The sequence below is a fragment of the Phormidium sp. FACHB-1136 genome (genome assembly GCF_014697375.1).
Lineage (GTDB): Bacteria > Cyanobacteriota > Cyanobacteriia > Phormidesmidales > Phormidesmidaceae > Nodosilinea.
Genome location: NZ_JACJRS010000052.1, coordinates 22,463 through 36,577, shown reverse-complemented (window position 1 = coordinate 36,577; position 14,115 = coordinate 22,463). Strand labels below are relative to the sequence as shown.

Below are 14,115 nucleotides of genomic sequence, written 5' to 3'. Positions count from 1 at the left end.
GAAAGGCTTTACATCAGCCAGTTTCGGACATGATGGGTCGATTGACTCAGCTCATGTCCGTTTTTCTTGGCGTCCCGCTACCGGATACAGAACTTCCCACTGTCCAGGTTTCTAACTCCTGATATGCTTTTTAGGCAAAAAATACACATCGCTGAACTTTAAAACTAAGCTTAGGACACTTGACTTTAAAAACATAACTTATTGCGATATCTTTATTGAACAAAATAAAACTCAAAGCAATATTTAATAAACGTTGATTAAATGTATTTTTTCTTAATCGAAAACAGGATAAAAATTGTGCTTAGCTATTCTCGATTTAGTCCCTAAGGCGTAACTCATCCTCAGTAGATCATAAACTGGCTCTACTGCCCTGATTTGGCCCTCACCCTAAATCCCTCTCCCAATGTGGGAGAGGGACTTTGACTCCGATTCCCCCCTTTTTAAGGGGGGCTAGGGGGGATCGATTCCTTGTAGCGTCTACGTCAAGGACTTGTGTGTACACAGTAGCCCAGGATGAAGAGGGGCTGGGGGTGTAGCTGGCACTGGTTTCTAAAAGTATGATCCTTGTTTTCTCGTTACCCAAAGTCCTTGCGTAGCAGGGGTTCCACAAGGCATCCCACTTTAGCGGTCCAGTGCCGTGTAGCTTGCTTCCCGTCAGGGTGGGTTGCGGGGACTTTGCAATCTACTGAGGTTCAATGATGATCAGATCGACCCTTCACGGTGGAGGCTGGATGTCGGCCATGGTTGGTGTCATGGTGCTAACCGCTAGCCCTGGGTTGACCTCAGAGCAGCGGCATGGGGCTTTTGTCCCTGGTGGGCTGTTCCCGGAGGTAGGTGAAGCGAAGACCAAACCAACGCCATGGCTCGACGGTACTCCCTGGCCCCTAACCTTGTCTCCGCAAGGGGCAGACGCCAGGAATCAACCTGAGATGACGACTGACATCGCAATCAGCGATCTGCCCGAAATCCAGCCTCAAATGTCAGGGGCGAATCCTCGTGCCGATGATCTAGCATCGTCCGATCCGATCCCCTGGGCTACCAGCACCGCCGCCGCCGATTTAGAGCGAGCTGCCGTGGTCTCGGCGCAGGCATGGCCCCTGGCCCAAGCACCGACCCCGGATCCCGATCCATCCGCAGATCCCCCTCAGGATGAAGCCGCTGCGATGGCAGACCTGGCCGCAGCGGCCCAAAATCCCATCGCTAACCTCATTAGTCTGCCTTTTCAAAACAACACCAACTTTGGGATGGGGCCAAATAATGATCGCACGCAAAACGTCCTGAATATTCAGCCCGTGGTGCCCATTTCCCTGAACGATGACTGGCTACTTGTAACCCGCACCATCCTACCCTTTGTGGCCCAGCCCGATCTTTTGAATGGCGGCACCGTGTGGGGGTTGGGGGATCTGAACCCCAGCTTTTTCTTTGTCCCAGCCGCTCCGGGCAACCTCACCTGGGGCATTGGCCCGACCCTGGTGCTGCCCACCGCCACCAATCGCCAGACCGGAACCGGAAAATGGAGCGCTGGCCCCGCTGGGGTGGCGGTGGTGAATTCGGGGCCATGGGTGTATGGCGGGTTGATGAGTCAGGTCTGGTCTTTTGCGGGGGATGGGAGCCGCCCCGACATTAGCCAGTTCTTGATGCAACCCTTCGCCACCCGAAACTTTGCCGACGGTTGGTACGTTACTTCTTCCCCGATCATTACCGCCAACTGGAATGCAGCCAGCGGCAACCAATGGACTATCCCCATCGGCGGCGGCGGCGGCAGACTATTCAACATCGGCACCCAGCCCATCAACGCCTCTCTCCAGGTCTTCTGGAATGCCGTGCGACCCTCCTTCGGGGCGGATTTTACCCTACGGGCGCAGGTGCAGATGCTGTTTCCCCGCTAGCCCGGATGCTTTACCCACACTAGCCGTAGAGCCTTGCCTAGGCAGGACGCCATAAACGGGTGCATCCCAGTCTTGCAAGACTAAGGTTGAGAGGCTGTTGAAAGCCCTTGATTCTCGTCAAATTGACGACTGCGCATTTGTACTTATTGCAAAGCCGGGATGCGCCCCGATAAACTTGCATTTTTTGAATAGGGTCACTGAAAAGTCCAGCGTAGAATCTTGTTGTTTTGATTCTATAAGTAGGTGTTAAAAGTTAATGGATTTTTAGTATTATCCCTAGAAAATACGAAATGGAAAATCTGTTTGATGTTGTGTAAGTCAGCCAAGTTTTGACTGTTCTAAGCTCTAGGTTTCCCAAGGAATTTTGAAGAGGTAAGTATGCTCCAACGACTGCTGAGGGTCGCTTTTGTAGGGTGGCTAACCACCATCCTTGTGCTGCAATCTGCCGTGCCCCCGGCCTTGGCCCAGGAGATTCTGCCCCATCCGCCCCGACCTTTTTCGGGCAAAATTGGGCTGAGCTATCAGTCTTCGGAACCCGTTAAAAGTCAGCTCAAATTACCTAGCACCTTTGGCATTGAAAACGCCCCCAACGTGCTGCTGGTGCTGATTGACGACGTGGGTTTTGGGCAGTTCAGCAGCTTTGGCGGCGGCATTCCCACCCCGACGATGGATCGGGTGGTGAAGAACGGCCTGCAATTTACCCAGTTCCACACCACGGCGCTCTGTTCTCCCACCAGGGCGGCTTTGTTGACCGGGCGCAACCACCATTCCGTGGGCAACGGCGTGATTACCGAAGCGGGGACAGGCTTTCCGGGCTATACCGGGGTAATTCCCGATAATGCGGGCACCTTTGCCCAAATTTTGCAGGCCTACGGCTATTCCACCGCCTGGTTCGGCAAAAACCACAACGTGCCCGACTGGGAAAGCAGCATGGCGGGGCCGTTTGATCGCTGGCCCCAAGGGCTGGGCTTCGACTACTTCTATGGCTTTGTGGGCGGCGACACCGACCAGTTTCACCCCGCCCTGGTGGAAAACACCACCCGCATCGAACCGCCGGAAACCAACGCCGACGGCACCCCCTACCACCTCAGTACCGACCTGGCCGACCACGCCATCAACTACATTCGCCAGGTCAATGCGGTTTCCCCCGAAAAGCCCTTCCTGGTGTATTTGGCCCCCGGTGCCGCCCATGCCCCCCACCAAGCGCCGAGGGAATGGATTGACCAATTCAAAGGCCAGTTTGATATGGGCTGGGACAAGTACCGGGAAGAGGCCTTTGCGCGGCAGAAAAAGCTGGGCGTGATTCCCGCCGATGCCCAACTCACCCCCCGTCCGGCGGCGTTGGCGGCCTGGGATTCCCTCTCCCCTGAAGAGCAGCGGGTCTATGCGCGGATGATGGAGGTATTTGCCGGGTTCACCGCCCATGTGGATCATGAGGTGGGTCGGGTCGTCGATGCGATTGACCAGATCGGAGAACTGGATAACACCCTGGTGATCTACATCGCCGGAGACAACGGAGCCAGCGCCGAGGGCGGATTTAACGGTCTGCTGAACGAGATGACCTTCTTCAACGGCCTGCCCGAAAAACTCGAGGACAAGGTCGCCGCCATCGATGACCTGGGTGGCCCCCTGTACTACAACCACTTCCCCTCCGCCTGGGCCTGGGCCATGGATACCCCCTTCCAGTGGACGAAGCAGATTGCCTCCCACTTTGGCGGCACCCGCAACGGCATGGCCATGGCTTGGCCAGCGGGCATCAAAGACAAGGGCGGCAAGCGCTTTCAGTTCAGCCATGTGATCGACATTGCGCCGACCATCCTGGAGGCGGCTGGCATCCCCCAACCTGTGCAGATCAACGGCATTGACCAAAAGCCCATCGAAGGCACCAGTTTGGCCTACACCTTTGCCGATGCCAAGGTGCCCACCCGCCACACCACCCAATACTTTGAGATGGCAGGCAACCAGGGCATCTACAGCGACGGCTGGATGGCCAGCGCCCTTTGGAGCGAACCCTGGGTGCCCGAACCCTCGGCGGACAAAGACATCCTCAACCTCGATTGGGAGCTGTACCACATCGACGAAGACTTTAGCCAAGCGGTGAACTTGGCCGACCAAATGCCCGAAAAGCTCCAGGACATGAAGACCCTGTTCTTCGCCGAAGCCGCCAAGTACAACGTGCTGCCCCTCGATGGCCGCAAAATCGCCCGTCTCAACGTGGCCAACCGCCCCAGCCTAACGGCAGGACGCACCCACTTCGCCTATCCTCGCGGGATGCGCCTGCCGGAGGGTTCTGCCCCGGATGTGAAGTACCGCAACCACACCATCACCGCCAATGTGGAAATCCCAGAACAGGGCGCAGAGGGAATGCTGATCACCGTTGGGGGGCGCTTCTCTGGCTATGGCCTGTTTGTGAAGGACGGCAAGCTCGTCTACCACTACAACCTGGCCGGGGTGGAGCGCTACGAGGTGGAATCTAGCACCCGTTTACCTGCGGGTAAGGTCGTCCTCAAGGCCGACTACAAAACCGACGCCGTCCAACCCTACGCCGGGGCCACGGTAACGCTCTATGCCAACAACAAAAAAATTGGCCAGGGGCGCGTGGAAAAGAGCATTCCCAACCGCTTTACCCTCGACGAAACCCTCGACATCGGCTTCGACACGGGAACCCCGGTGACGGAATCCTACGAGTTGCCCTTTGCCTTTACGGGCAAACTCGATGAGGTAGCCATCGACCTGAACTAATCCACATTGTCTCCAGGCTAGGCTTAATGTCTGGCCTGGAGAGCTGGTGGATCCATGATCCACTGCAAGCCTTGTGAGACGCATTCCGCGTTAGTAGCCTGGCCCCCTCGAAACGGCGACCTTATCCGGCAAAAATGATAATTAATTCCTTAAGATCTGGGTAGTATTCCGTAGATCCGCTGGATAATACATAGAGTTACTCTTCTGAATAATATATAAATTAGTAGTAGTTCTTCACTGAATTTGAATGAATGATTAGCTATCTTCAGATTATTTGTAAGATGGCAGATAAAAACCTAAAAAATTTGACGATCTTGGAATACTGTATGAAAACTCCACCATTTGGTCTGCGTGAGCCACGTTAAACCTGCCGATCAAGACAGATCTGTTGCATTGCTTCTCTATGAATTTGACTTTAAACTCCGCAATCTCAACGTTTGGAGCCACAGCTAAAGCTAAGCTAGCAAACCTTGCGGCTTCAGGCCAACCGGAGGATCAGTTACGTGCTCCCCTGGAACAACTCATTGCTGACCTCGCTGAACTGTGTAAACTTCCTCGTAATGCAGTTGCAACTGTCGGAGAAATGTCGCTTGCTGGCTTGAGAACTCGGCCAGATTACGCAGTTACGATTCGGAATGTTCTTGTTGGCTTCATCGAGGTTAAAGCTCCAGGAAAAGGAGCTTATCCGAATCGTTTCAGAGATAAACATGATAAAGATCAGTGGAAGAAGCTTCAGTCACTTCCTAATCTTATCTATACTGATGGTAATGAATTTAGTCTGTGGCAGAGCGGGGAATTAGTAGGCTCTGTCATCAAACTTGAGGGCGATATTGAAACATCTGGCAATGCACTTAAAGCGCCATCAAGCCTTCTGGGCATTTTTGAGAATTTTTTCCAATGGCAACCTATCCCTCCAAGTGATGCCAGACAACTCGCTGAGATTAGTGCTCGATTATGTCGGCTTTTGCGGGATGAAGTCACCGAGCAACTTGAGCAAAATAATCCAGCTTTAACAGGTCTTAGGGAAGATTGGCGTCGTTTACTATTTCCCGACGCAGATAACGCTCAATTTGCTGATGGATATTCTCAAACAGTAACTTTTGGTTTGCTGGTAGCCAGAGCCAGAGAAATTTGCCTAACTCAAGGACTGGATCAAATTTCCCAGGAACTTGGCCAAACCAATTCTCTAATTGGTACGGCTCTCCGGGTGTTAACGGATGATGCAAGTACTCGAAAGGCTTTACATACTTCACTCGATACATTAACCCGTGTACTCGATGCTGTGGATTGGAGGACAATCAGCAAAGGTAATCCTGATGTTTGGTTATACTTCTACGAAGATTTTCTAGGTATTTACGATAATGAGCTTCGTAAGCAGACTGGATCTTATTACACGCCGCCCCAAGTGGTTGAGGCTATGGTTCGGTTGGTGGATGAAGCGCTCCAGAGTCCAAGCCGCTTTAATTTGCACGGTGGTCTCGCATCACGAGATGTAACTATTGCTGATCCTGCTGTTGGAACAGGAACGTTTTTACTCGGTGTTTTAACCCGGATCACCGAAATAGTTAAGGCAGATCAAGGCCCTGGAGCGGTGTCTGCGGCAATCAATGATGCCATGCACCGCCTGATTGGATTTGAACTTCAGCTTGGCCCGTTTGCCGTTGCCCAGTTGCGACTCCTAGCTGAGCTTGCTGCACTCATTGGTGATGTGCCGTCCGCTTCTCTTCGCATGTTTGTTGCCGATACTCTAGGAAGCCCCTACGAAAGTGAAGAATGGATTCCTAATCTCTACAAGCCCATTGCCGAATCCCGCGAGAAAGCTAATGAAATCAAACGCAAAGAGCCTATTACCGTTGTAATTGGCAATCCGCCCTACAGAGAAAGAGCTAGGGGACGTGGTGGATGGGTGGAAAATCGAAGCCAAAATTCTGAAGAACCTGCTCCTCTAGAAGCATGGTTTCCTCCTGTTAATTGGGGAGTGAGTGCCCATGCAAAGCACCTCCGCAATCTCTATATTTACTTTTGGCGTTGGGCTACTTGGAAAGTATTCGACCACCATCCAGAGAAGAATACTGGCATTGTCTGCTTTATTACAGTCGCAGGATTCCTTGGTGGGCCTGGATTTGAAAAAATGCGAGACTATCTGCGGCGCACGGCTAACGAGATTTGGGTGATTGACTGTTCACCGGAAGGACATCAACCAGAAGTCAATACCCGGATTTTTCAAGGCGTACAGCAGCCTGTCTGTATTGTGTTAGTTTCACGTAGCGGCAAGACAGATACAGAGGTACCTGCTCATGTTAAATTCTTAGCCTTGCCTGAAGGACGCCGTGAAGAAAAGTTTGCAGCTCTAGAAAAGCTAACGCTAGATGCACCAGACTGGGTTGATTGTTCATCCGATTGGAGATCTCCGTTTTTACCTGAGTTAACAGGTGAATGGTCAACGTTTCCTGCCCTTGAAGATTTCTTTGTCTACAACGGATCAGGTGTTATGCCGGGACGCACATGGATTATTGCCCCTGATGCACAATCATTGCTAGAGCGTTGGCAAAAACTAATTGATGCGCCTGACAATCAAAAAGATGAATTATTTCATCCCCACGCTACGGATCGAGATAGTAACCGATTGATTCGTGATGCTTTACCAGGTTATGAAGCTCGCCCTGTCACAATCGCTAATGAAAAAGGAAATTGTAATCAGCCAGTACCTTATGCGTTCCGCTCCTTTGATCGACAATTTATCATTCCTGATAAAAGACTGATTAATAGACCAAATCCAACTTTATGGAAAATTTTCTCGGAATGTCAGACATACTTGACTGCACTTCATCGAACATCACCCTCATCAGGCCCTGCATTTACATTTACAGCGCTCATTCCTGATCTAGATCATTACAAAGGATCATTTGGTGGTCGGGTCTTTCCTTTGTGGCAAGATAAAAATGCTCGAACCCCAAATATTGTTCCGCAGTTAATTTCATATCTCAGCGAAAAATATCAATTTCAAGTATTAGCTGAAGATTTTTTATCGTATCTTGCAGCAGTAGGTGCTCATCCTGCATTTACAGAGCGTTTTCAAGCTGATCTAGTCAGTCCAGGCTTGCGAATTCCATTAACCTCACATGGCGACTTATTCTCAAAAGCCGTTGAAATTGGCAAAACTGTAATTTGGCTTCATACCTTTGGTGAAAGATTTACAGATCCTAGCCATGATCGACCTAATGCACCTCCAAGACTGCCAAGTGATATGGCTCCTCAGATATCGCTTGAAGGAGCTATCTCACAAGCTCCTGGAGAAATGCCAGACATGATTGAATATGACGAAACTAACCATAGGCTGCTCGTTGGAAATGGATATGTTGAGAGAGTATCGCCGCAAGTTTGGAAATACGAAGTTTCAGGCAAGCAAATACTACGTCAATGGTTTAGCTATCGTAAAGCAAATCGAGAACGTCCAATTATTGGCAACCGTCGGCAACCATCACCGCTAAACAACATTCAACCCGATCACTGGTTAGCTGAATACACAACGGAACTAATCAACTTGCTTCATGTACTCGAAAAGCTGGTTCAACTGGAACCCATCCAAAAAGAGTTGCTTGATCAAATTTGTGCATCTCCAACCATTACAGTGGATGAACTCCAATCTGCGGGTGCATTAGATAAGGTTGGCACTAGGGCAAGTCGAACGACATCTACAGAAAACTCAGATCAAATCTCGTTTGATTTTTCGGCAAATGATAGCCTTCAGGCTTAAAGAGAAGCACTGTTTATCATATAGTCTAAATGTATGATTGCCGCCAACGATAACGTACCTCGCCTCACCCCCGATCAATATCTAGTCTGGGAAGAAACCCAGCCAGAAAAGTATGAGTATATCGATGGCGAAGTCTATGCCATGGGCGGCGGCAGCGTGAACCATGGGTGCATTGCCATTCGTTTAACCAGCCTCTTTGAGACGCATCTAGAAGGTGGCAATTGCATCACCGGAAACTCTGACATCAAAGTTAAGAGTGTGGCCAGCCAAAACTATACCTATCCCGATGCCAGCGTCACCTGCGATGATCGCGATAAGGCAACACCTCAATACATTACCTATCCCTGCTTAATTGTTGAAGTTCTATCAGAAAGTACTGAGGCTTACGATAGGGGCGGCAAGCTTAGACTATGAGGATTTGCGGGCCTTAACCCGGTACATGTACTTCGATAGTCGGGATCATCTGCTCACCTTCATGCTCCAGGGGCTTGAGCTAGAGATCCCGCCTAATAGCCGTTGAATCTTTAAGCTGAAGGCAAGCCGTCAAAGTGGAAGATTCGGGATGTGGCTTATTGGTGGCGCTGAATTTCAAGGGCGTCGAGGATTTGGCGGTGTCGGTCACGGTCGATGGGGTAGCGGTGGGCAAACCAGAGGCTACCCAGCAGCAGCAGGGCGGGCAGGGGGCCAATCAACAGGCGGATGGCCCAGAGGGCTGGAAGGGGCTGGGTGATGGCTTGGGGGTCGTAGCCTGTCCAGTGCAGCAATTGGCCGGATAGAAAGATGGCCGCCGCTAGGCCAAACTTTTGCAAAAACACCAGGGCGCTGAAGTACAGTCCCTCTCGCCGTCGTCCAGTTTGCAGCTCATCTAAATCCACCACATCGGGCAGCATGGCAAAGGGGATGAGGTAAAGGGTAGCCACGCCTATCCCTGCCGCGATGCCCAGGGCATACATCCACCCCACCTGATCGGGCTGCACGGTGATTAGGCCCAGCAGGGCGACCATAGCCAGGGGAGCTCCCAGCATTAGCGCGGTACGTTTGCTCGTCCAGTGGGCCACTCGGTTCCATACCACCAACATGGCGATGGCGGTTCCCTGCACGGCCAGGGCCATCTGGGCAAAGTGGGTTTCGGGCAGGCCCATCCAAGCGCCCACAAAATAGGGCAGCATGGCGGCGGTAACTTGCACGCTCATCCAACTGCACAGATACAGTCCCAATACTTTGCGGAAGGCGCTGTTGGCAAAAACGCTGCGCAAGTCGGCCAGGAGAGAATTAAAGCCTGCCGGGGGATGGAGGCTGGCGTGAGCCTTTTGGGCCTGCCAGTAGCGGCGATAGGTGCCCGCCACACAAAGGCTAACCATGACGATGGCCAAGCAGGCGGAGAGGATGCCCAGAATCATGTACTGCCGTTTGGGATCCGCAACCTGACCAAAGACCACCTGGGCCATGACCAGCGCCAAAATGCCCCCGCCAATGCTGAAGGCGGCCTTGGTGCCGATCAGGGTGGTGCGTTCGTCGTAGTCGTCGGAAAGCTCGGCGGCAAGGGCGGTGTAGGGCAACTGCACCGCCGTAAAGGAGGCAAAGGCAAACAGCGACAGGACGACGTAGTAGGCAAAAATTCCCCCCTGGGTTTGGAACGGTGGCACCACCCACAACAGCATCGCCGTTAGGGCCATGGGTACCATGCCGCCCAGCATCCACGGGAACCGCCGCCCCAGGGGAGACACCGTGCGATCACTCAGCCAGCCGATGAGGGGGTCGTTGATGGCATCCCACAGCCGCCCAATCAAAATCACGCTCCCCGCTAGGGCCGGATTTAGCCCCGCCACGGTGGTAAAAAAATACAGCACAAAAAAGGCCGACAAACTAGCCGGGACAGCCGCCGCCAGCTCTCCCATGCCATAGGCCAATTTCACTGGCAGGGGCAAGGGCGGTAATTTAGACAACGATGGACTCCCAACTCTCTCAGTGGGTTGATCTTGCCACATTGCGAGGGCAATACCCACCATCCCCAAGGAGGTCACAAGGTGGGTGACAATGGCAAAGGCACGAGGTTGAACGGTACGAGGTTTAGAGGAAATCGCTATGGGTCATGGATTTACCGGGTCACGATGGGCAGGGCTGATCGGTGCAGTGTTGTTAGGTCTACTGCCTGCGGCCTGTGATCGCCCTGTCCCCAGCGGATCAGCCCCTGCCGAATCTAACCCTACCGGATCGAACACTGGGAACGCCCCAAATTCCATGGCCTTAGACGCCGACCCCCAGACCGCCAGCGATCCTAGTGCGCCGCCGCCCCCACCTCCAGGAGCCTTTCTAGCCCAGCTTGCCCCCGATCAGATGGCCCAGCTTGCCAGCCTAGGCATTGATGTGGTGGTGCCGGGGAATGTACCGCCCTCCTTCCAGGTGGCCGATCTCCGCATCAGCCAAGGCGACATGGGCCTGAGCTATCTGATCGTCTACCAAAATGCCGATAATCAATGCTTTGCTGTGGAATTTGCCGATGGTGGCACCAGCCCACCCCCCGCCACCGAAAGCCGCCTTCCTATCCAGCCACCGTTGTTTACCGACGAAAACGGCAATCCTAGCTACGGCCTCAACTACGGCAAATATTCCGATCCCGAATGGCAGGCCAAATTCCCCGACCCCAATCTCTACACCGATTGGCTGGCTGGCCCCTCCGGTTCCTATCGCCTGACAGGGGCGGCGGACATCAAAGCCCTCTTTGCCACCTTTGACCAATGCAAGGATGTTGACCCCCAAACCGCAGTGGATCTCGTGGAGTCCTTCACCCTGATTACCGCCGAACCCATGGGCGCAACCTTCTAAAGGCCATGGCCGACATTTCCCCCAGCCACATTTTCCTTACCCATGTATCACCCCGACCCGGACATGACGAGATGCCTAGGTCGGGGTGATGATCTAGCCCACGGTGACAGGTTCAGCATCCCGTTGGGGATGGAGGGCCTGCTCCCCTTGCAGGGCAGAATAGAGCCGATTGAGGGCGTGCAGGTAGGCGTGGGCCGAGGCCACCACAATATCGGTGTTGGCAGCGTGGCCAGAGAACACCCGCTCCCCGTGACGGATGCGGATGGTGACTTCACCTAGGGCGTCAATACCCGCCGTGACGGACTGCACCGAGAACTCAATCAGTTGATTCTCGATGCCCACCACGCGGTTGATGGCCTTATACACCGCATCCACGGGGCCAGTGCCAATGGCGGCATCCATCAGTTCTTGACCATCGGGGGTGCGAATGGTGACGGTGGCGGTGGGCTTGGCGCTGTCGCCGCAGGAGACCTGCACCAGTTCCAAATGGAAATGTTCGGGAGCCTGCTGGGTTTCGTCGTTGACGATGGACTGAAGATCCCAGTCGGTGATTTCCTTTTTCTTGTCCGCCAGTTCCTTGAACCGCAAAAAGGCGCGGTTGATGGCTTGGTCATCCAGTTCGTAGCCCAGTTCTTGCAGGCGGGTGCGGAAGGCGTTGCGGCCCGAATGCTTACCCAGCACAATCTGGTTGTCGGTGAGGCCGATGGAGGTGGCGTCCATGATCTCGTAGGTGAGCTTGTTCTTCAGCACACCATCCTGGTGAATGCCGGACTCGTGGGCGAAGGCGTTGGCCCCGACAATCGCCTTGTTGGGCTGCACAAACATCCCGGTGAGGTTCGACACCAGGCGCGAGGTTTTGTAGATCTGGCGGGTGTCGATGTTGGTCAGGGGTTCCTCAGAATCCGCCGGACGACCGAGGAAGGGATTGTAGTAGGAACGGCGCACATGCATGGCCATCACCAATTCTTCTAGGGCGGCGTTTCCGGCCCGTTCGCCAATGCCGTTGATGGTGCATTCGAGCTGTCGCGCCCCGTTTTTCACCGCCTCCAGGAAGTTGGCCACCGCCAAACCCAAATCGTTGTGGCCGTGGACGGAAATCACCGCCTGGTCGATGTTGGGCACGTTTTCTTTAATGCCGCGAATCAAAGTACCAAATTCCGTCGGGGTGAGGTAGCCCACGGTATCGGGGATATTAACCGTGGTAGCCCCAGCGGCAATCACCGCCTCCAGCATTTGGTAAAGGAATTCTGGGTCAGATCGTCCGGCATCTTCGGGGGAAAATTCCACATCGTCAGTGAAGGTTTTGGCGTAGGCCACCATTTCCGGCGCAATGGCCAGCACTTCTTCCCGGCTCTTCCGCAGCTTATACTGCATGTGAATATCCGAGGTGGCAATGAAGGTGTGGATGCGGCCCTTGGCGGCGGGTTTCACGGCTTCCCCGGCCCGCTCAATGTCGGCTTTCGTGGCACGGGCAAGGCCGCAAATCGTCGGGCCATCGGCGGTGCCCACCTCACGGGCAATTTTTTGAACGGCCTCAAAATCCCCAGGGCTGGCAAAGGGGAACCCAGCTTCAATGATGTCTACCCCCAGTCGAGCTAGCTGCCGCGCAATGATCAGCTTCTCCTCCACGTTTAGGGTGGCCCCAGGGGACTGTTCGCCATCCCGCAGGGTAGTATCAAAGATCAGAATGCGGTCGGGGCTAGACGAATGACTCATGGTAACTCCCACAAGGTAGAGAATGAAGACCGTAGCCGCTAAGGCAACAGGCAAAACGTCGATACAGCTAGGTGATACAAATCAGTGACAGCACAGGCCCGTAGCCTTTGTCACCCTAGCCTAGGGCATCTAAACAAATGTATCGATTCTAACTATTCTAATGGCAGAAAGTCGGATTCGCTACGACTTAGCCGCCCAAAATTTCATCATTCGCTAACCAATAATCCATGAAAGCTAGGAAGCATAGACTTCCTGGTAGAGGGCTTCTAGGTCGCCACGACGGTAGAGGTAGCGGTCGCTGCGGCGGGAGGAACGGTATTCACAGCCGCGCCGTTCCAGGTGGTGCTGGATGTCGCGAGGGGGATGGCCAAAGCCCTTAGCGGCTTCGCTGAGGGGAATCCACTGGTGTTCTAGGAGATCGCGCAACTGCCAATCCGACATCTCCTGAAGCTGGGTTAGCAGGTATTCCGCCAACAGCCAGCAGGCTTTGGCATCGGCAAAGGCACGGTGGGACTGCCCCACGTTGAAGCCAAAATGCTGCACCAAATTGGGCAGGCTACGGGAGGGCAAATCCGCCAGCAGCAATCGGGATAGGATGACCGTACAGAACTGCTGGGCATCGGGACGGCTGAAGCGCTGATTCATGCGGCGATATTCCGACTGGAGGAAGCTGTAGTCGAAGGCGAGGTTATGACCCGTCAGCACCCCAGCACTGAGGGGCGAGATCAGATCTGGCCATAGTTCATGGGCAAGCACCCCGGACTCTACCATGGCGGTGGAGATGCCTGTGAGGCGGGTAATTTGGGCCGGAACGCGCACCTGGGGGTTAATCAAAAAGCTGTCTTCATAAATCACCCCTTCGTCTAGAGATCCTTGCAAAATGCCGATTTCAATCACCCGCGAGGTGGACGGCTTTGGGCCAGTGGTTTCCACATCAATCACCGTAAAGGTGGCCTCGGCAAGCTGACGATAGTAGGCAATCAGGTGATCCGTCCACAGTGCAGACTGGGCAGATCCCCCAACGGAGACTGGAATCATAGCGTTCTTGGCCTATGGCTTTCCTCCAAAGTGCCACAAAAATCCAGGCTTTAGGCTAACCCAAATACCACTCCAATGGCCCCAGTGCTCGCTCCCCACCCCCTAGATTTGAGGAGTCTGCGCTGCTCCCACCCAGCAAAAGCAAGT

The 14,115-nt window shown here is 53.6% G+C and carries 8 protein-coding genes; 5 read left to right on the top strand and 3 right to left on the bottom strand.

Annotated features, from left to right (window positions below):
• Window positions 1-929: 929 nt before the first annotated feature.
• From H6G62_RS15925 to H6G62_RS15910, 4 genes are all read left to right on the top strand, one after another.
• Entirely contained in the window at window positions 930-1,889 is a 960-nt protein-coding gene (locus H6G62_RS15925; RefSeq protein WP_190496887.1) for a neuromedin U, read from the top strand.
• Window positions 1,890-2,267: 378 nt separating this feature from the next.
• Complete coding sequence (locus tag H6G62_RS15920) at window positions 2,268-4,631, top strand: arylsulfatase (protein ID WP_190496885.1); 2,364 nt, start codon at window positions 2,268-2,270, stop codon at window positions 4,629-4,631.
• A 403-nt stretch (window positions 4,632-5,034) separates the two neighbouring features.
• The gene (locus tag H6G62_RS15915) at window positions 5,035-8,388 is read left to right on the top strand and encodes a type ISP restriction/modification enzyme (protein ID WP_190496883.1); all 3,354 of its coding nucleotides are present in this window, start codon (window positions 5,035-5,037) and stop codon (window positions 8,386-8,388) included.
• A 33-nt stretch (window positions 8,389-8,421) separates the two neighbouring features.
• Window positions 8,422-8,802 carry a Uma2 family endonuclease gene (locus tag H6G62_RS15910; protein WP_190496881.1) on the top strand — a complete coding sequence of 127 codons (381 nt, stop codon included), beginning with the start codon at window positions 8,422-8,424 and terminating at the stop codon, window positions 8,800-8,802.
• A 155-nt stretch (window positions 8,803-8,957) separates the two neighbouring features.
• On the opposite strand, the gene H6G62_RS15905 is transcribed toward H6G62_RS15910, so the two are convergent.
• The gene (locus tag H6G62_RS15905) at window positions 8,958-10,334 is read right to left on the bottom strand and encodes an MFS transporter (protein ID WP_242052100.1); all 1,377 of its coding nucleotides are present in this window, start codon (window positions 10,332-10,334) and stop codon (window positions 8,958-8,960) included.
• 139 nt (window positions 10,335-10,473) lie between these two features.
• Here H6G62_RS15905 and H6G62_RS15900 point away from each other — a divergent pair, with 139 nt between their 5' ends.
• Window positions 10,474-11,214: a hypothetical protein gene (locus H6G62_RS15900; RefSeq protein WP_190496879.1), complete on the top strand. Its 741-nt coding sequence runs from the start codon at window positions 10,474-10,476 to the stop codon at window positions 11,212-11,214.
• Between the two features lie 93 nt (window positions 11,215-11,307).
• Here the strand turns inward: H6G62_RS15900 and H6G62_RS15895 are convergent, their stop codons facing one another.
• Entirely contained in the window at window positions 11,308-12,930 is a 1,623-nt protein-coding gene (locus H6G62_RS15895) for a 2-isopropylmalate synthase (protein WP_190496877.1), read from the bottom strand.
• 234 nt (window positions 12,931-13,164) lie between these two features.
• Window positions 13,165-13,968, bottom strand: a complete 804-nt coding sequence (locus H6G62_RS15890) for a 3'-5' exonuclease (RefSeq protein ID WP_190496875.1) — start codon at window positions 13,966-13,968, stop codon at window positions 13,165-13,167.
• Window positions 13,969-14,115 lie beyond the last annotated feature (147 nt).